Source organism: Arthrobacter sp. P1_A5 (genome assembly GCF_056406825.1).
The window spans coordinates 1-18,655 of sequence record NZ_JBFTZL010000008.1 but is presented as its reverse complement, the minus strand read 5'-3'; the positions used below and the strand labels follow the sequence as shown (position 1 = coordinate 18,655).

The window sequence follows — 18,655 nt, the reverse complement described above, 5'->3', positions numbered from 1 at the left end:
ATGACTGAAGAGACTGTGACCGAGACCCTGACCGAGACCCTGACCGAGACCGCGGCGGCGGACCTGCTGTCCGCGTCCGAGTCTGCGCCCGCGGACAGCGATGGCGCCCACGTCCGGAGCGACCCCTTCACCGTCACCCCCCGGGACACCTTCGTCGACGGCGCCGCGCTCTTCCCGGGCGACACCGGCGTGCTGCCCATGAAGGTGCGGCAGGCGCTCGTGAAGCTGCTCAAAGGCCCCTACATCGACGGCGGCCGCGACGAAAAACTGTGGACCACGCTCCTGGACAACCAGCTGATCCTGCGCAGCCGCCTCTCCGAACTCTTCCTGACGCTGCAACTGGACCACGAGCGCAAGGTCGCCGTCCTGCGCCCGGTTGACCCCGAGGCGATCGGCGGCAGTACGCGGTCCAGTATCCTGCGCCAGCAGCGTGCCCTGAGCCGGGTCGAGACCATCGTCCTGCTCCGCCTGCGCCTGCTCCTGGACCGGCACGTCACCGCACAGACGGACCCGACGATCACGCGCGAGGAAATCGCCGAACTCGTCGCCCACTACCAGCCCACCGGCCAGCAGGACGCCCTGCGCGATGCCGACGTCGTCAATCGCGCTATCACCAAGCTCCTGGCCCGTCAGCTCCTGCTCGCCACGGGCCTGGACGAGGTCTACACCATCTCCAACGCCCTCCCGCTGGCCCTGCCGTTCGAAAACATCGGCGACATCCCGGCCCAAATCGAAGCCCTGGTGGCAGCCAGCACAGACCAGTCGGGAACGGAGCCGCTCCTGGAGCTCGACACAGACACCTCGGCAAACGCGGAGGAAGACCCGGACGACGACGACGACGCCGCCACCGAAAGTGACCCGACCAACGACGACGGCGATGCCGCCCCGGGAGTGGCATCGGGCCTGTCGGAGCCGCGCGCTGAGCTGATCGAAGATCAGCTGCGCGGCGCAGGGGCGGGGGCGGCATCGCCGTCGTCGTCACCCAGCCACACTGAAGAAGCCGAGGAGACCAAGTGAGCATCGCAACCATGCTCCCGATGGGCGAGCTTACCAACCCCGGCCAGATGCGCCTGGCCCTGGTCCAGGTGGTCAACTGGGGCACATTCCATGGCGCCCACACGATGCACGTGGACCGCAACGGCACACTGCTGACCGGCAATTCGGGCGTCGGAAAGTCCACGCTGTTCGATGCCATGCTTCGGGTCTTCGACGCCCGTCCCCGCTCCAACGAAGCTGCGGCACAGCGGGCAGGCGGYGCCGTCGAGGACAAGCGCACCACGTTCACGTACATGCGCGGCAAGGTAGGCGACAAGGCCGTGGGGGAGGGCTCGGCGAGTGCGTTCCAGCGCCCCGGCGCGACCTGGTCCGCCGTCGCGCTGACGTTCGACAACGCCGCCGGCACGCGGGTGACGGTTTCGGCGCTTTTCGACCTGCCCAAGAACGGCACGGAATCCAGCGTCGGCCGGTACTACGTGATCGATAACAAGCCGCTGGACCTCGCGGCGATCGAGGGCATCGCGGAGAAGCGGTTCACCAAGTCGGCGCTGGACGCGATCTTCCCGGACGCCCAGATCTTCGACGTCCACAAGGCCTTCGCCGAACGATTCCGCCGCCTCCTCGGCATCAATTCGGATCAGGCCCTTCCGCTGCTTCGCGTCATCCAGGCCGGCAAGGGACTCGGCGGCAGCGTCAACACCTTCTTCCGCGACCAGGTCCTCGATGCCCCTGCCACGCTGGCCGCGGCGGACGACGTCGTCGAGGAATTCAGCAACCTCATGTCCATCCGGCAGCGCCTCGAGGACGTCCGGCAGCAGCGCGACCAGCTCGCCCCCGTCCCCGGGCTGAACAAGGAATACGCGCAGGCGCTGCTGGACGCGAACCGGCTGCGGGACCTAACAGGTGAGGAATTCGAGGCCTACAAGCAGCAGCTCGCGGTCACAGTGCACGAGAAGACCCTGGCGCGGCTGAAGGAGCTGGCCCAGGCGAAGGCCACGGACCTGGCCGCCGAACGCGCTGTCCGTGACGGCTTCGCCAAGGAACTGCGCCAGCTGGAGGGCGAGTACAACAACCAGGGCGGCAACGCGATATCCGCGATCGAGCAGTCTCTGGAGAACGCCCGGGTGGGGCTCAAGCTCCGGCAGGAAGTCGAGGCATCGACCCGCAAGGCGCTGACCGACGCCGGGCTGGAACTGCAGTGGTCGGCCGCCGGCTGGGATCAGGCCCACGAGCACGCCGCGGCACGCTCGGCTGAGCTCCAGGACGATTCCGAAGCGCTCAAGGAACTGCGCTTCGAGGCCTTTGATGGCCACGCCACCCGGAAGCGCGAACTCGCCGCGGCCCAGCAGGAGCTCGTCTCGCTGAAGACGCGCAAATCGTTGCTGCCGCCGTCGAGCATTGAAAACCGGAGCGCCATTGCCGCTGCCACGGGCGTGCCCGAGGAGCAGATGCCCTTCGGCGGCGAGCTGATCGACCTTGCCGAGGGCCAGGAACAGTGGCGCCCGGCTGCCGAGCGCGCGCTGCGGAGCCTGGCCACCACGCTGCTGGTCCCGGGCGAGCACTTCGCGGCAGTCACCCGTTACCTCAACGACCATTCCGTGCGCGGAGCGCTGCGTGCCGTGGACGTCTCCCGGCCCCTGGCCGGCGGTGCGCTGGCCGTCGAGGACGTGGCCGATCGCGACCTGCTGACCAAGCTCAGTTTCCTCACCGATGCCGGGCTGCCCGCCGGGCCACACGCCCAGGCGCTTGCGCAGTCCAGCGCCTGGCTCCGCGAACGGATTGCCCTCGACTTCGCCTACCCGTGTGTGGAAAACCCGGACGAGCTCGCCGGCCTGGACAAGGGCCTGAGCCTGGGCGGTGTGGTCAAGCGCAACCGCCACACGGTGGAAAAGGATGACCGCTTCACGTCCCGCCAGGACTACGTCCTCGGGTTCGACAATGCCGCCAAGCTCGAACTCGTGGCGGCCCAGGTTGAGGACCTGCAGCAGGAGCTGGCCAAGGCCGCCGAGCTGGCGCAAAGCCGGGAAGAGTCGCACCAGGGCATGACCCGGCAGCTTGAAGCCTTGCGCCGGGTGGCCGAGGACCACCGGCCCTGGGAACAGGTCTCGGCCGCCGTGGCCGGCGAGGAGCTCGCCCGGATCGAGCAGCGCCTCAAGGACGCCCTCGCCGCACAGGCCGACCTCGAACCGCTCCGCGCCAGCATCGAAGCCGCGCGGCACAAGCACCAGTCCAGCACCGAATCCGCGGCCGTGCTGCAAAGCGAGTACAAGGCCCTCGATGCGCGCATGACCGCCGCTGGTGCGCTGCTCGATGCCGCACGCACCCGGCTGGCGCAGGCACCGCCGTCGGACGCCGGCGTCGCCGCGCTGGAACCGTACTTCACCGGCTTCGGTGACGTCCTGGAGATGCACGAACTCGACAACCTCGCCAACCAGGTCCGCACCAGGCTCCTGGCCGAACTGCACGTCGCCGAGTCCCGCGGTCAGGCCACCTCGGAGCGCCTCACCCGCATTTTCGAGGGCTTCGTCCGGGAGTGGGGCACGGCGATTTCCGCGGACCACGGCACCTCGATCGGCGCCGCGGGGGAGTTCGAATCCCGCTACCACGCGATTGTCAGCGACGGGCTGCCCGCCCAGGAGGCCGAGTTCCGGCAGTTCTTCAACCAGCGGACGCACGAATCCTTTTCCACCCTGCTGCACCTGCTCGACGAGGAGCGCCGCGCCATCACGAGCCGCATCCTGCCGCTGAACGGGATCCTGTCCGAGGTCAACTTCCACGAGGGCAGCTTCCTGGAACTCGACATCAAGCAGACGCTGCCGGCGACGGCGAAGCAGTTCAAGGACGCCATCCAGAACGCGCTCAAGGTCCGGCACACCCGGCCCGGCAAGGCGGTTACTGCAGCGTCCGCTGCTGCGTCCGCCGCTGCGTCCAGGGCGGAGGGGGACGACGACGCCGAGCTCACCACCCGCTACAAGTCGCTCGAAACGCTCGTGAAGCGGCTCGGCTCGCAGACCCCAGAGGACCGCCGTTGGCGGGCCGAAGTGCTGGACGTCCGCGGCCACCTGTTCATCCAGTGCAAGGAACACCGCGAAGTCCAGGGTGCCGGTTCCAAGGGCGCCGGTGCCAAGGGGGCGGCGAAGGGCGCGAAGAAGACCGAGGTCTACATGCACGCGGACACCGGCTCCATGTCCGGTGGCGAGCGGCAGCGCTTCACGGCGTTCATCATGGCGGCGGCGCTGAGCTACCAGTTGGGCATCGCCGAGCAGGGCTTCACCACGTACGGCACGGTCATGATGGACGAGGCGTTCGTGCTCGCCTCGGAGGAATTCGCCGGCGCGGGCATCAAGGCGCTGCATGAGTTCGGCTTCCAGCTCCTGCTGGCCGCGCCGGAGAACGTCATCGACCTCTCCCGGCACCTCGGCTCGGTGACGGAGATCCTCCGGGACAAGCGCACCAACCGTTCCGGCGTCCTGACGGCTCCGGTGATTGCCGCACGTCCGGGCACGGAGGGCACTTGGCGCTCCGAGGCAAACCCCGTGGACATCGTCCTGCGCTGACCCCACCCCGCGTTGCTTGTGCCGGGGCTAGTTGCCTTGGACGCGCTCCACGAACTGGGCTGTGCGGGCCACCAGCCCTTCGATCTGCCGCAGGACGACCGCGGCCGGGTCCGGGTTGATCTCGTTGGCCGCAGGCTCCACCCTGACATTGCGGCAGCACAGGAAATCGGCGCAGATCAGGGTGCCGAGCGTGTTGCCGTTGCGGCCGGACTGCCCGGCGCGCTTGGCCACCCACAGCAGGACGTCGTCCTTGGAGAACACGTCCCGGCACAGCTCGCAGAGCACGGAACGGTTCTTCTTGGCCCCGCCTTCAGGGGCCCGGAGCATGATGCCAGTGGGACCCTTCGGCCCCTGCACCACGAGATAGCCGCGGAGTGGCACCTTCGCGTCCCGCCAGGCCAGGAAGTCCAATGCTTCCCAATCCAGGGTGTCGAAGCTCTTGGGCAGATTGAGTTTGGCGGCTTCTGAGCGGCTCGCGTTGATGAAGGACGAGCGGGTCTGCTGCGCCGTGATTTTTTGCATGACGGACACTTTCGAAAATCGGATGGCTCCGGCCAGACGGGCGCGCGGCCCGCCAGGCGGATTGTGGGCAGAAGACTGCCAGCCTGCGACTCCGGTGTGGGGCAAGGCGTCTCGCGGGACTAGGCCGTGCTGGTTCGGGACTCCGCGGGAAGGGCCTGCGCGGGCGGGGCTGGCAGGAGCGCGGGCGCGTAGCAGGCCACAGCGGCCACCCCGCTAACCGTGGCCACAGTCATCGTCGCGATGTCCATGCTCACTTCCCCCGTCCCAACACATCACCGGTTTCGAATATCCGGCGAGCCCATCCTTGCAAAGCCCGGGATTCGTGTCCAGTTCGCATTCCGCACCCGGCGGCTGAGCATTTAGTGGTGAAACGCCTTGAGTGGTGCAACGTCTTTAAAGGAGCAACGCGGGGCGCATCGATGCTCCGGTGCACTTTAAAGGGCAATTGAGACAATTAAGTTACTCAAACCTTTCTTAATTGCACAAAGGATAGGCTAGCCTTACTTAGGTTTGCATCACTTACCTAAGGAGTTCCGTGGCTTCCGCCCTTTTCACCCGTTCAGGCGGCCGCCCCGCAGGCCGCCGCCGCAAGAGCGCAGTGCGGGCCGCAGCCCTTCTGGCCGCCGTCGCGCTGACCCTGACCGCCTGCTCTACCGGACCTGCCGGCTCGACGGCGGCGGACGCTCCCTCCCAGCCGGTCAGCACAGCCTTCCCGGTGACCATCAAGCACGTCTTCGGCGAGACCACCATCAAGGAACAGCCCAAGCGCGTGGTCACCGTTTCCTGGGTCAACGACGACGTCGCGATCGCCCTCGGCGTGGTTCCCGTGGGCGTGCCCAAGAACGAATGGGGCGGTAATGACAAGGGCTCCACGCCGTGGAAGGACGCCGCACTGGAAGAGCTCGGCGCCGGTTTCGGTTCCGCGAAGGCCCCCGTCCAGTTCTCCGAGGCTGACGGCATCAACTTCACCGAGATCGCCAAGCTGAACCCGGACGTCATCCTCGGCGCCTACTCCGGCCTGACGGAGGAGGACTACAAGAAGCTCAGCGAAATCGCCCCCGTCGTGGCGCACCCGGAGCTGGCCTACGGCACGCCGTGGCAGGACTCCACCACCATCATCGGCAAGGCCCTTGGCAAGGAAGCCGAAGCTGCCAAGCTGGTCTCCGACACCGAGGCCACGATCAAGGACAAGGTCTCCAAGTACCCCCAGATCGCCGGAAAGACCTTCATCTACGGCAACCTGGAACCGGACAAGAGCGACGGCGTCAACGTCTACACCGCCAACGACAACCGTCCCCGCTTCCTCAACGAAATCGGCATGAAGCTGGCATCCGTTGTCGAGGACAACTCCAAGGGCTCCAAGGAATTCTTCATCCCGTGGTCCGCCGAAAAAGCCAACGAACTCACTTCGGACATCTTCGTGACCTGGGTGCCGGATGCCGCCACCACCGACTCCATCAAGGCTGACCCGCTGCTGGGCCAGATCCCGGCCATCAAGACCGGCGCGCTGGTTGCCGACTCGAACAACATGCTGACCCTGTCCATCTCCGCTTCGTCGCCGCTGAGCCTGCCGTGGTCCCTGGACACGTTCCTCCCCCAGCTGGCCGGCGCCGCGGACAAAGTCGCCACTGCAGCGAAATAGCACGCATCCATGACAATCAGGACGGCGACGGCGCCGGCGACGGCGCCCGCCGGCAGTGTGCCCGGCGCACCTGTCGCCCCCGGGAAGAAAGCCCCCGCCAAACAGGCCGTCTGGCTGCTGGCCGCCATCGTCGTACTAGTCCTGGTCTGCGCGGCGTCCCTGGCTGTCGGTGCGCGGGGGGTACCCCTCGGCACCGTCTGGCAGGCCCTGACGCAGTTCGACCCCGCTGACGGCAACCACGCCGTCATCCACGCCCGCATCCCCCGCACCGTGCTGGGCCTGCTCGCCGGCGGCGCCCTCGGACTGGCCGGCGCGGCCATGCAGGGGGTGGCCCGTAACCCGCTCGCCGACCCGGGCATCATCGGTGTCAACGCCGGCGCGGCCCTCGCCGTCGTCACCGGGATCTACGTCTTCGGCGTCTCGTCCCTGACCGGCTACATCTGGTTCGCGTTCATCGGCTCCGCGGCAGCCGCCGTCGTCGTCTACCTGATCGCGTCACTTGGCAGGGAAGGCGCGACGCCGGTCAAACTGGCACTGGCAGGCGCGGCCCTGAGCGCGGGGCTGTATTCGCTGATGAACGTCGTCCTGGTCTCCAGCCAGGACACCCTGGACCGGTTCCGTTTCTGGCAGGTCGGCGGGATCGCCGGCCGGGACTGGTCGGTCGTGCTGCCCGGGCTGCCGTTCCTGGCCGCCGGGGCGCTGATTGTCCTGTTCACCGGACGGATCCTTAACAGCCTGGCCCTCGGGGATGACATCGCCCGCGGCCTGGGTCAGCGCGTCGGACTGGTCCGCGCCGTCACCGCGCTGGGCATTGTGCTGCTCTGCGGCTCGGCCACGGCGCTGACCGGGCCGATCGGTTTCGTCGGCCTGGTGATTCCGCACGCCGTCCGCTTCCTGACCGGCCCGGACTACCGGTGGATCCTGCCGTTCTCGCTGGTCCTGGCACCGGTGCTGCTCCTGCTGTCGGACGTGGTGGGCCGTGTCATCCTGCTGCCCGGCGAAGTCCCGGCGGGCATCATGACGGCGCTGGTGGGTGCGCCTGTCTTTGTGTGGCTGGTCCGCCGCGGGAAGGGGGCAGGGCTGTGAGCAAGGCAGACCTCGCCAACGTCAAGCGCGAGCTGGGGGAGAACGCCCCCGCGGAGTGCGAACTGGCCGATCCCGCCGGCCCGGTCCGCGCCAATGTGGGGCCGCCGCGCAGTGTGTTAATAGGCAGTGCGTTGATGGGCCGGACGGCCCTGCTGGCCTTCGCCGTCATTGTGCTCTTCGCCGTCAGCATCCTGCTGGGCAGCTACACCGTCACCGTCCCGGACTTCGTCAGGATCCTCACGGCCCGCCTCACCGGTGGCGAGCGGATCCCCGGCGCCAGCTTCATCGTGATGGAAACCAAGCTGCCGCGGGCAGTCATCGGCACCATGATCGGCATTGCCTTCGGGCTCTCGGGCACCCTGTTCCAGACGATGCTGCGCAATCCACTGGCCAGTCCCGACGTGATCGGCATCAGCTACGGGGCCAGCGCGGCCGCCGTCACCGCCATCGTCGTTTTCGGCGCCTCCGGAGCGGCGGTGTCCGGCGCGGCACTGTGCGGGGCCATGGCGGTAGCCGTCCTGATTTACACAATCTCGCGGAACGGTTCCCCCGGATCAGGCGGCGGCAATCACGCCAACGCAGCCGGAAGCCGGCTCATCCTGGCCGGCATCGGCATTGCCGCCGCACTGAACGCCGTGGTCAACTTCCTCATGACGCGGGCCGATATCCGCACCGCGGCCGAGGCCCTGATCTGGCTGAACGGATCCCTGAATTCCGCCAGCTGGGACCGTGCCGGAGTGCTGGCCCTGGCGCTGCTGGTCCTGGTGCCCGCCGCCGCCGTCCTCGCCGGCCCGCTGCGCATCCTGGAACTCGGAGACGACGCCGCCGCCGGACTCGGCATCCGGGTGGGCATCACCCGGCTGGGCGTGGTGGCCGTTGCCGTCGCCCTCGCCGCCGTCGCCACTGCAGCTGCCGGGCCCGTGGCCTTCGTCGCCTTCCTGGCCGGCCCCATCGCGCGCCGCTTCACGGGCAAGGCCAGTCTTCCGGCCGGCGCGTTCGTCGGCGCCCTGATTGTCCTGGCCGCCGACTACTTCGCCGCCAACATCGCCCCCCTGCTGCTGGACGGCACCGTCCTTCCCGTCGGTGTGGTCACCGGCGCGCTGGGAGCACCGTTCCTGCTGTGGCTCCTGGTCACGGCCAACCGAAAGGACGCCTGATATGGCAGTTCTCAACGCCAAGGACCTGACGCTGCAGTACGACCAGCGCCGGGTGGTGGAAGGCCTCACGGCGGAGATTCCCGAGGGGAAGGTGACAATGATCGTGGGCGCCAACGCCTGCGGCAAATCCACGCTCCTCCGCGGCCTGTCCAGGCTGCTGAAGCCGGCCGGCGGCACCGCGACCCTGGACGGCAAGGACATCCATTCCCGCCCGGCCAAGGAACTCGCCCGCATCCTCGGCTTGCTCCCGCAGCACCCCACCGCCCCCGACGGCATTCTGGTCCGGGATCTCGTGGGCCGCGGACGCTACCCGCACCAGGGGTTCTTCCGCAGCTGGAGCACGGGTGACGATCTCGCTGTGCAGAGTGCGCTGGAAGCCACCGAAACCCTGGAGCTCGCCGAACGCAATGTCGACGAACTCTCGGGCGGGCAGCGTCAGCGCGTCTGGATCGCGATGGCGCTTGCCCAGGAGACCGACATTCTGCTGCTCGACGAGCCAACCACCTACCTGGACCTGGCCCACCAGGTAGAGGTCCTGGACTGATCACGGACCTGAACCGGCGCCGCGGCACCACCGTGGCAATCGTCCTGCACGACCTGAACCTGGCGGCCCGGTATGCGGACCACATCATCGCCATGAAAGGCGGACGGATCGTGGCCGAGGGCACCTCCGCCGACGTCGTCACCGAGGACCTGGTCCGAGACGTCTTCGGCCTGGACTCGCGGGTGCTGCCCGACCCCATTTCCGGCACGCCGTTGATCATCCCGCTCGGCCGGCACCACGCCGACTTCCCAAAATCAGAAACAGCAACCCTGGAGTTGGTCCCATGAGGGCAGTTAACAGCAGTGCAACAGCCAGCAGTGCAACGGGCGGCACGGCAGCAGACATCAGCCAGTCGCGGGTACGCCATACGCCCTCTGGCGAAAGCAACCAGCCGCCCACCCAACCAATGACCCTGGCGTTCGACGTGACGGTCGCCGCGGTGCAGGAGCTCAGCCCCAACTTCCGCCGGGTCACCTTCGGCGGGTACTCCCTGCGTGGCTTCGGCGTCCACGGCGAAACCCTGGACCTGCGCGTGAAGCTGATGATCCCGTCCCTTGCCGGGGACGGCACCCAGCTGCCACTGCCGGTGTTCCACACGGAGCAGTCCGGCTGGTACCAGGAATGGCTGGCCATGGATCCCGCGATCCGTGGCTCCATGCGCACCTACACCGTGCGGCAGGAACGCCTCGACTCCGTGTATCCGGAGATCGACGTCGACTTTGTCATGCACTTCGACGCCGCCGGAAACGGCGGACCCGCCGCGAACTGGGCCCTGAACGCCAGGCCCGGCGACGCCCTCACCCTCATTGGACCCAACAACCGGGCCGCGCACTGTGTCACGGCGGAGACCTACTCCGGCATCGAATGGCGGCCGGGCCTGGCCCAACGCGTACTGCTTGCCGGTGACGAGACCGCTGTCCCGGCCATCAGCGCCATCCTGGAAAGCCTCCCGTCGTACATCAGCGGACATGCGTTCCTGGAGGTCCCCGAGCCCGGCGACTTCCTGGACCTGAGGTCCGACGCCGACGTCGAAATCACCTGGCTGGCACGCGGCGCCTTGATCGGCCGCTCACGTCCGCACGGCGAACTCCTGCAGGAAGCCGTCCGCACCGCCGTTCCCGAACCCGGCTGGGTGGGCATCAAGGCTGCCGGCGGCGGGGCAGGGCCCGAACCCGATGACGTGAACGTGGACCAGGACATCCTCTGGGAGACCCCCGCCCGGATGGACGCCGCGATGATCGGAGCCGGCAAGAACCCTGATAAGCCCGCCGGGGCACTGCCGTTCTACGCCTGGATCGCCGGCGAAGCGGGCACCGTCAAGGAGTTGCGGCGGTACTTGGTGCGGGACGTGGGGATTGACCGGAAACAGGTCGCGTTCATGGGGTACTGGCGGCAGGGGAAAGCCGAGCTCTAACCGACGCTCCCTCAGGTCCTGCGGTTCTCACCCCGACGCTCCTGCAGGTCCTGCGGTTCCTGCTGCGACGCTTCCGCAAGTTCTTCCGGGCTTCACCCGCCACCGCTGCTTTGCCGTCGCTTAGCGGTTGGACCCTTCCCAAACTTCGCAAGCTCAGTTCGGGGCCCTCGGGTCCGCCCTTCCTCCCGCCGCCTCGTTCGGCCGCGGGCGGCCTCTCTCGGCTCACGTTCGGTGCGCTCCTACGCAAGCCGGCCGCTGCCGCCCGCGGTGCCGTTCTCACCTTGGGTTAACCTCCCCTTTCCCTGCCGGCTTTTTGGGGTGGGTAGGGTGACGGGGTGGATTCAATTCCTTTGCTTCCGGATCGTGGCGGGCGGCGGGTCTTTGTTGCCTTGGGGGATTCCTTCACTGAGGGTGTGGGGGACTACGATTCCCGCTTCCCCAATGGCGTGCGGGGCTGGGCGGACCGGGTTGCGGAGAAGCTGGCCAAGGCGCAGCCGGGGTGGGAGTACGCCAATTTGGCCATCCGCAGCAAACGGCTGCGCCACATCGCCGGCGAACAGCTCGGTCCCGCCGTGGCCATGGAGCCGACCCTCGTCACGCTCTACGCGGGCGGCAACGACATCCTGGATTTCGGCACGGACATCGGGGCCCTCATGCGGGACTACGAGTCCCTGGTGGCTGCGCTCGCCGACACGGGGGCAACGCTGGTGCTGTTCACCGGCTTTGACGTCAAGGTCTCCGCGCTGCTGGAGCCGCTGAAGAAACGCAACGCCTTCTATAACCGGCGCGTCCGCGAGATCGCCGGCCGCTATGGCGCGGTGCTGGTGGACTACTGGTGCTTCGACGCCTTCCATGACCCGCGGATGTGGGATTCGGACCGGCTGCATATGTCCAAGGCAGGCCACAAATACCTCGCCTCACAGGTCCTGGACCACCTCGGCGTGCCGCACAAGATCAAACCCAGGGATTGGGAACCGCCCGTGAAACCGGGCCTGCGGGAGTGGGAACGCCGGCAGCGCCGCTGGGTCCGCGACTGGGTATTGCCGTTGTTCGGGCGGAAGCTCCGCGGCGTAACCCTCGGCGATCAGCTCCGGCCGCGCTGGCCCGAACCCGTGCGGGTCCCCCGCAAGGGCGGCTTGAAGAAACTGCTGCACGACCAGCGTGCCATCGGCCAGCCCGGCGCCAGGTAGCCGCCGGGACTCAGCTGTCCAGCAGGTTTTCGTAGCCCGGAGCCACCCGGTTGGCGTGGAATTCCATGACCTCGAATTCAGCCACACCGTTGACGTAGAAGGGGTCCTTGGCCAGTGCGGCGTCAAGGCTGGCCCGGTCCGCGTTCGAGAGCAACAGACCGCCGGTGCGGGGGATTTTGCGCCCCGCGACCATGAAGACGCCGTCGTCGAAGGCTGCCTGCAGCCACGTAACGTGCGCCGGAAGATGGAACTCCACAATGTCCTCGGGGACTTTGTATGTCAGGGAGACTACGTACATGCGGCCAGCCTACCGGTAGCTGGCCACGGACAGGCGGGAAGTTTTCCGGAAATGCCCGGCTGAAGTTGAATCGTCAAGCTTCCAGTCTCCTAGAATGTAGCCATGACCGAACCCCGCTGGCTCAACGCAGACGAACGCCGGGCCTGGCTGGCCCAGCTCAGCATCAACACCATGCTGCCGGCCGCCCTGGACACCCAGCTCCACGCCGCGGGCAAGCTTTCCCTGTTCGACTACAACGTGCTGGCGATGCTTTCCGAGGCCGAAGGGCGCTTCCTGCCCATGAGTGAGCTCGCCGCGCGCACCAGCGCCTCCCTGTCCCGGCTCTCGCATGTGGTCACCAAGCTGCAGAACCGCGGCTGGCTGGAGCGCAGGCCGCACCCCGGCGACGCCCGCGTGACCACGGCCCACCTGACCGATGCCGGGATGCAGACGATTGTGAAACTCGCCCCGGGCCATGTCGAGGCGGTCCGCTCACTGTTCCTCGACGCTCTGAGCCCCGAGGACGTCGCGGACCTGGCCCGGATCGGCGAAAAGATCGTGGCCCGACTCGACGACGACCACTGGATCCTGCGCGGCATCTAAGCGCGACAGCCGAAGGCGCCGCAGTCCGACGTCGGACACCCCCGTCTTTGTTGCTCGCGGCAACTGCTGGCAGACTGGATCCATGGATTTCACGTCCCGCTATGTAGCCCTTGGAGACTCTTTTACGGAAGGCGTTGGCGACGACGACCCCACCCGGCCCAACGGCGTCCGGGGCTGGGCGGACCGGGTGGCGGAGGGGCTTGGCGCCGCCGATCCCGGCTTCGGGTACGCGAATCTTGCCATCCGCGGACGGAAACTCCGCCAGATCCTGGCCGAACAGGTCGATGCCGCCGTCGCCCTCAATCCCACCCTGGTCAGCATTTACGCTGGCGCCAACGATATCCTCCGGCCCAAGGTCGACATCGATGACCTGTTGGCCGAATACGATGCCGGAATCCGCAAGCTCACGGCCACCGGCGCCACCGTGGTGATGTTCACCGGCTTCGATGCGCGGGGTTCCAAGATTTTCGGCACCATGCGCGGCCGTACGGCCATCTACAACGAACTGGTTCGCGGCATCGCCGGGGACCACGGGGCCCTGCTGGTCGACTACTGGCGTTTCAGCGAGTACTACGACTGGGGCATGTGGGCCACGGACCGGATGCACATGTCTGCCGCCGGCCACGCGAACATGGCCAAGCGCGTCCTCACGGTGCTGGCACACGAGCACTCGATTGACGTCCCGCCCATGACGCCGGTTCCTGAGCTGAGCCGGGTGGACGCCCTCCGCGCGAATGCCCGGTGGGTCCGCGAATTCGCCGGCCCGTGGGTTGTCCGGCGCGTCACCGGCAAGTCGTCYGGCGACGGCCTGGAGCCGAAGTACGGCCAGCTGACCCACCTCTAGAACGGCACCCTAGGCGCGGAACCCCGGCGTCGCGAGCAGTTCCCCGTTGCGGCGGACGGCGAGGACATCGATCTCCCAACCGTCCGTGGCCCGGTGCAGCATCGCGGTCCCGCCGGCCACGATCGCCGTCGCGAGCACATCGGCGGTGACAATGTCCGCCGCGGCCACGGAGACCTGGGCGAACCCGGCGCCGGAGGAGCCCGCGGTCCGGCTTCCGGCTCCCGCTGCCCAGATATGGTCACCCCGCTCCGCTGAGCCCGACGTCGCAAGGGCGCACCGGGTGCCAGGTCCGCCCAGTTCGTAGGCGGCAAGCAGCGCCGAGCGGTCCATCGGGTCAACGACGCCGGCCGCCCACGCGGTTCCGCTGCCCGGCACGGGCGAGCCCATCACCAGTACGTCGCCGCCGGCATTCAGGCACCAGTCGGTGATCCCGCGGCTCCGCAATGCCTCACCGGCCTGCCCGATCGCGTAGCCCTTGATAAGCCCCGAAAGGTCCAGCACGCCGCCGGGCCGTTCCGGGGAGAACGCGCCCTCCGTCCTGAGCCGCCAGCTGAGCGCCTCCGCGTAGCGGTCCCGCATCGCGGCGGATGAGTCCCGCAGGGAAAGCTCCCCGCGCGCCAGCCGGCTCGCCTCAGAGTCGGGACGGTACAGGCTGAACGTTTCGTCCAACCCGGCAAAGACGCGCTCGACGGCGGCGCTTGCGGCGTCGAGCCCGCCCTCCCCGCCCGCAGTTCCCGGGACGGCCCCCGCTGGAACGGTCAGGCTGATAACGGTGCCCATCGAGCCAAACGTCCTGGCCTGCAGGGCAGAGCCGCCCAGCTCAGAGGTTGGCTGCATCGAGGGCCGCCTGCAGGGAGTTCAAGTACGCCTCGGAGGTCACCGTGGCACCACTGATGGTCTGCACGTCCGCGGACTGGGCCTGGAGCACCTCGTCGCGCAGGATCGGGGCCGCCCGGTTGCTGATCTGCACGGACTTGCGTTCAGCATCGGTCAGCTGGAGCGCCGTGACGTCGGTGATCTTCCCGGCCTGCACGGTGATCTGCACCTGGACGGAGCCGAAGCGGGTCTGGACGACCGAGCCAGGGTACGTCCCTACGGCCTTGGCCGAGGCCCCTGTGGTGCCCGCCCCCGACGCGCCGGACGAAGCTGTTGAGTCGGACGTCCCGCTGGAGCTGGACGTTCCGCTTGAGCCGGACGAACCCGTGGCCCCGGTGGTCCCGGCCGCCGCGCTTGCGACGGAGCTGCCGGTATCGGCTACATGGACGCCGGACTGCCAGCCGGCGATGAGGATGCCGGCGGACGCCAGGGCGGCTGAAACTGCTGCGCGGGTTCTCACCAGTCGAACCTTTCGTAGTGGATTTGGTCTTCCCGGACGCCGGCTGCGCGGGCGTCCTCAAGCACGTTGTGTGCCCAGACGGAGGGGCCGCAGACGTACACGTCGGCGTCGGCGATCTTCGGGTCATAACTGGCAAGCCGGTGGCCGGCACGGGCGGCGTGCTCCGGAAGCCAGGTCTGGACGCCGGCCGGGCGGGAGCCGGTCAAGTGGAAGAGCGTGGCGCCGCGGCGCCGGCAGAGATCGAGGATCTCCTCGCCAAGGTAGAGCTCGGATTCGCTGTGGCCGCGGAGGATGACAGTGGCGTTGCCGGGCTGGAACGGCGTGCTCTCCAGCAGGGCACGAACCGGCGTGATGCCAATTCCGGCTCCCACCATGACCACATGGTTGCGGCTCCGCGCGGACGTGCTGAACAGCCCGTACGGTCCCTCCACTGCCACTTTGGTGCCGGGCTTCAGCGACGCCAGCTGGGATGACCCCTTGCCCAGGTTGCGGACAGTGATCCTCAGCGTGCCCTGGCCGGCGGCGTCGAAATGGACGGGTTCGGCGGACAGGCTGAACGGATGCGGATGCCACCACAGGCCGGGAGCCAGGAACCGCCAGATAAAGAACCGGCCGCCACTGCCCGCCAGCTCGTCCAGTCGAAGGCCGGACATTTCAATGCTGACCACTCCGGGGGCCACCCGCACCACACGCTTGACGGTCAACTGGTGCCTGAATGTTGCCACCACAGGCTGGACCACCCGGAAGTAGAGAAGTGCGGCGCCGGTCGCGATGCAGAGGGCCAGCCAGTACCAGCGCTGCCAGGTTCCCTCGGCAAAGAGAGCGCCCACACTGAACTGGTGGGGGAGCGAGGTCAGGACGGCCGCGTACGTCAGGAGGTGGACGGCGTACCAGAATTCGTAAGGGAACCGACGTCGGACGGCTACCAGGGAGGTGACGACGACGGCGATGAACAAGAGCATGGAAATGTAGGCCAGCCACATGTCAGGCACAAGGACCCAGAGGGCAACCGACTCGCTGACGGGGTCCAGTCCTTCCGCCATGCCGTAGCCGATAGCAATGAGGACTCCGTGCGCCAGCAGCAGGTACAGGGCCGGTTTGCCCAGCTTGCGGTGAAACTCAAGGGCGCGGTCGTGGCCGACTGTCTGGTCGATGAGTGGGATTCGGGCCGCCAGCAGCAGCATGAGAAGCACCAGGTCCATGCCGGCGAGGCCGGCCACAATCCCCAGCGCGGTGAAGGAACCGGCTGGAGTCGCGAAGCCGGCCATTCCGCCGTCGGCCAGCCACAAGGCGACCGCGCCGGCCAGCGACGCCCAGAAAAGGACCGTCAGCAGATCCGCTCTTAGCAACCGCCGGCGGTACTGCGCCCTGAAGGGGTTCACAGCGCCGCCGGAGCTGCGGCGAATCCCGGGACGGTTCGTCAGAAGTTGTGTGTTCATGGATCCAGAATTGCCCCGCTGCCTATCATTTCGCTGTGAAAAGCCTTCGTCGGGCATATGACCTGGGACGGCACCGCCCCCACGCCTGCACTGGCTATGGGCCACTGCCCTATACACCATTCAGCGACGGATTGGTCTTTAAATCGCCGAACTCGTAGACTTGGTAGGCGCTAGGTGGCGCGGAGCGTGCGCAATTGCTCCGGTTGGCAGGACCCGTCTGAAAAATCGACAGTCCTGGAGGCCGGTAGTTAGGGGCTCAAGTTGCGCGCATTCCTGTATTCGCCAGCATCCCGGCACTTCGCAATGACGGTCCAACAGATCGCCGGCGCCAGGTGCCCGTGGCCCACAATCTTCGCCGCAGTGAGGAAGCATACGGTTTGTGCCGTCTGCCTGAATCCCGCGGACAACGACGGTTGGGGGAGGGAGCCGGATGCGGACGCCGCCCAACGCACGGTCAACGGGAACTCCGTTAGCCGTTTCATTTATTTTTTGAGGAGAGTCGTCATGGCAGCACACTGCCAGGTGACCGGAGCCGAGCCGGGCTTTGGACACAGCATTTCGCACTCGCACCGTCGCAACAAGCGCCGGTTCGACCCGAACATCCAGAAGAAGCGCTACTGGGTTCCGTCCCTGCGCCGCAATGTCACCCTGCAGGTCTCTGCACGTGGCATCAAGACCATCGACGTACGCGGCATTGACGTAGTCGTCGCCGCCATCCTGGCACGAGGAGTGAAGCTCTAATGGCAAAGGATAAGGACGTACGTCCGATCATCAAGCTGAAGTCGACCGCGGGCACGGGCTACACCTACGTGACGCGCAAGAACCGTCGTAACGACCCGGACCGTCTGGTCCTGAAGAAGTACGACCCCAAAATCCGCCAGCACGTCGAATTCCGAGAGGAGCGCTAAACACATGGCTAAGAAGTCAATGATCGCTAAGAACGAACAGCGTAAAGTCATCGTCGAGCGTTACGCTGCAAAGCGCCTCGAACTGAAGAAGGCCCTGGTTGATCCCAACTCAACCGACGAAGTACGCGAAGCTGCACGCCTCGGCCTGCAGAAGCTGCCCCGCAACGCCTCGCCGGTACGTCTGCGTAACCGCGACATCATCGATGGCCGTCCGCGCGGTACCTTCCAGAAGTTCGGCATCTCCCGTGTTCGCTTCCGCGACATGGCTCACCGCGGTGAGCTCCCGGGCATCACGAAGTCTTCCTGGTAATTCAGTACTCCTGAAGCCAGTGGCTTGAAGAAGGGCCGGCAACCATTTGGTTGCCGGCCCTTCTCGCGTTTAAGGACTTGGCGGTTTCACGCCCCCACTGTTCCCTTCGGCGGTGACGCACCACACACTGCGGGCTTACGACGCCGGCGGGCCTGGTTGGGTGGTTTTGGGTTGTGGTGGCGGGGTTTTTGGGTGGTGGGGTGGGTGTGGGGGGTGGAGTTGCGGTGGGGGCGTGGTGGGTGTATTGTTTTCTAAGTCGCCGCGAGGGAGACCAGCKGAAATGCTGGGAACCGGAGGCGGCCAATCCCCTAAATTTCAAGACCGGATCTGGTCGGCGTTTTGTGCGCTCCGGGTTCGGGTGGGGCGGGTTGGATGGTTTGCGGGTCGYGGAAACGCTGATTTGCAAAGCGGTCCGGACTCGGGTAAGTTTGAAAAGTTGCTCCGGAGCGATCCKYGACYGAAATGTTGGTTGTGGTGGTGCCGGGTGTGTCTGTTGTTTGAGAACTCAATAGTGTGCCAAGTTTGTTGATACCAATTTATTGTATTGAATTGGTTGAATTTGCCGGGCCCGCCACCCCGTGGTGTGGTCTGGTGTTTTTGGCTGGTTTCAAATTTTGTGCAGCGTGTGCATCCCGTTTTCCCGGGGGCGCATGTTGTGTCTGTTTTACTTCAACGGAGAGTTTGATCCTGGCTCAGGATGAACGCTGGCGGCGTGCTTAACACATGCAAGTCGAACGATGATCCGGTGCTTGCACCGGGGATTAGTGGCGAACGGGTGAGTAACACGTGAGTAACCTGCCCTTAACTCTGGGATAAGCCTGGGAAACTGG

General features: G+C 66.8%; 17 protein-coding genes, 1 rRNA gene and 1 pseudogene. 14 read left to right on the top strand and 5 right to left on the bottom strand.

Features of this window, described 5'->3' with window-relative positions; genetic code table 11:
* Both AC1D1S_RS03395 and AC1D1S_RS03390 read left to right on the top strand, forming a co-directional pair.
* Complete coding sequence (locus AC1D1S_RS03395; RefSeq protein ID WP_476993718.1) at positions 1-1,017, top strand: DUF4194 domain-containing protein; 1,017 nt, start codon at positions 1-3, stop codon at positions 1,015-1,017.
* A complete protein-coding gene (locus AC1D1S_RS03390; RefSeq protein ID WP_476993717.1) occupies positions 1,014-4,553 on the top strand; it encodes an ATP-binding protein in 3,540 nt (1,179 codons plus the stop codon). The genes AC1D1S_RS03395 and AC1D1S_RS03390 overlap by 4 nt, the downstream gene beginning before the upstream one ends.
* A 27-nt stretch (positions 4,554-4,580) precedes the next feature.
* On the opposite strand, the gene AC1D1S_RS03385 is transcribed toward AC1D1S_RS03390, so the two are convergent.
* Complete coding sequence (locus AC1D1S_RS03385; protein WP_476993716.1) at positions 4,581-5,075, bottom strand: FBP domain-containing protein; 495 nt, start codon at positions 5,073-5,075, stop codon at positions 4,581-4,583.
* Positions 5,076-5,610: 535 nt separating this feature from the next.
* Between AC1D1S_RS03385 and AC1D1S_RS03380 the strand changes: the two genes are divergently transcribed.
* The 6 genes and pseudogenes from AC1D1S_RS03380 to AC1D1S_RS03355 all read left to right on the top strand — a co-directional run bounded on the left by AC1D1S_RS03380 (position 5,611) and on the right by AC1D1S_RS03355 (position 12,108).
* A complete protein-coding gene (locus AC1D1S_RS03380) occupies positions 5,611-6,717 on the top strand; it encodes an iron-siderophore ABC transporter substrate-binding protein (RefSeq protein WP_476993715.1) in 1,107 nt (368 codons plus the stop codon).
* Between the two features lie 9 nt (positions 6,718-6,726).
* On the top strand, positions 6,727-7,803 hold the full coding sequence (locus AC1D1S_RS03375; RefSeq protein ID WP_243178012.1) for a FecCD family ABC transporter permease: 1,077 nt from the start codon (positions 6,727-6,729) through the stop codon (positions 7,801-7,803).
* 134 nt (positions 7,804-7,937) lie between these two features.
* The gene (locus tag AC1D1S_RS03370) at positions 7,938-8,960 is read left to right on the top strand and encodes a FecCD family ABC transporter permease (protein WP_476993738.1); all 1,023 of its coding nucleotides are present in this window, start codon (positions 7,938-7,940) and stop codon (positions 8,958-8,960) included.
* Position 8,961: 1 nt separating this feature from the next.
* Positions 8,962-9,791 (top strand): annotated as a pseudogene (locus AC1D1S_RS03365) (ABC transporter ATP-binding protein).
* Positions 9,792-9,910: 119 nt separating this feature from the next.
* Positions 9,911-10,918 (top strand): siderophore-interacting protein, encoded by a 1,008-nt coding sequence (locus tag AC1D1S_RS03360; protein ID WP_476993737.1) that lies wholly within the window; start codon positions 9,911-9,913, stop codon positions 10,916-10,918.
* A 335-nt stretch (positions 10,919-11,253) separates the two neighbouring features.
* Positions 11,254-12,108, top strand: coding sequence for an SGNH/GDSL hydrolase family protein (locus AC1D1S_RS03355; RefSeq protein WP_476993714.1), 855 nt, complete (start codon positions 11,254-11,256; stop codon positions 12,106-12,108).
* 10 nt (positions 12,109-12,118) lie between these two features.
* On the opposite strand, the gene AC1D1S_RS03350 is transcribed toward AC1D1S_RS03355, so the two are convergent.
* On the bottom strand, positions 12,119-12,406 hold the full coding sequence (locus AC1D1S_RS03350; RefSeq protein ID WP_018776102.1) for a YciI family protein: 288 nt from the start codon (positions 12,404-12,406) through the stop codon (positions 12,119-12,121).
* Positions 12,407-12,508: 102 nt separating this feature from the next.
* On the opposite strand from AC1D1S_RS03350, the gene AC1D1S_RS03345 reads away from it, so the two are divergent.
* Both AC1D1S_RS03345 and AC1D1S_RS03340 read left to right on the top strand, forming a co-directional pair.
* Positions 12,509-12,988 (top strand): MarR family winged helix-turn-helix transcriptional regulator, encoded by a 480-nt coding sequence (locus AC1D1S_RS03345; protein ID WP_243178008.1) that lies wholly within the window; start codon positions 12,509-12,511, stop codon positions 12,986-12,988.
* Between the two features lie 82 nt (positions 12,989-13,070).
* A complete protein-coding gene (locus AC1D1S_RS03340; RefSeq protein ID WP_476851695.1) occupies positions 13,071-13,832 on the top strand; it encodes an SGNH/GDSL hydrolase family protein in 762 nt (253 codons plus the stop codon).
* A 9-nt stretch (positions 13,833-13,841) separates the two neighbouring features.
* Here AC1D1S_RS03340 and AC1D1S_RS03335 read toward each other — a convergent pair whose 3' ends face one another.
* From AC1D1S_RS03335 to AC1D1S_RS03325, 3 genes are read right to left on the bottom strand one after another with little or no spacing between them, the layout of a single operon-like run.
* Entirely contained in the window at positions 13,842-14,612 is a 771-nt protein-coding gene (locus AC1D1S_RS03335; RefSeq protein WP_476993736.1) for an FAD:protein FMN transferase, read from the bottom strand.
* A gap of 40 nt (positions 14,613-14,652) precedes the next feature.
* Positions 14,653-15,168, bottom strand: a complete 516-nt coding sequence (locus AC1D1S_RS03330; protein ID WP_243178007.1) for an FMN-binding protein — start codon at positions 15,166-15,168, stop codon at positions 14,653-14,655.
* The gene (locus AC1D1S_RS03325) at positions 15,165-16,607 is read right to left on the bottom strand and encodes a ferredoxin reductase family protein (protein ID WP_243178006.1); all 1,443 of its coding nucleotides are present in this window, start codon (positions 16,605-16,607) and stop codon (positions 15,165-15,167) included. Before AC1D1S_RS03325 ends, AC1D1S_RS03330 begins: the two co-directional genes overlap by 4 nt.
* Before the next feature lie 504 nt (positions 16,608-17,111).
* Between AC1D1S_RS03325 and rpmB the strand changes: the two genes are divergently transcribed.
* From rpmB to AC1D1S_RS03305, 4 genes are all read left to right on the top strand, one after another.
* On the top strand, positions 17,112-17,348 hold the full coding sequence (gene rpmB, locus AC1D1S_RS03320) for a 50S ribosomal protein L28 (RefSeq protein ID WP_011693744.1): 237 nt from the start codon (positions 17,112-17,114) through the stop codon (positions 17,346-17,348).
* The gene (rpmG, locus tag AC1D1S_RS03315; RefSeq protein ID WP_003798558.1) at positions 17,348-17,515 is read left to right on the top strand and encodes a 50S ribosomal protein L33; all 168 of its coding nucleotides are present in this window, start codon (positions 17,348-17,350) and stop codon (positions 17,513-17,515) included. Before rpmB ends, rpmG begins: the two co-directional genes overlap by 1 nt.
* Before the next feature lie 4 nt (positions 17,516-17,519).
* The gene (gene rpsN, locus AC1D1S_RS03310; RefSeq protein WP_026266887.1) at positions 17,520-17,825 is read left to right on the top strand and encodes a 30S ribosomal protein S14; all 306 of its coding nucleotides are present in this window, start codon (positions 17,520-17,522) and stop codon (positions 17,823-17,825) included.
* Between the two features lie 669 nt (positions 17,826-18,494).
* A 16S ribosomal RNA gene (locus AC1D1S_RS03305) occupies positions 18,495-18,655 on the top strand; the annotation flags it as partial.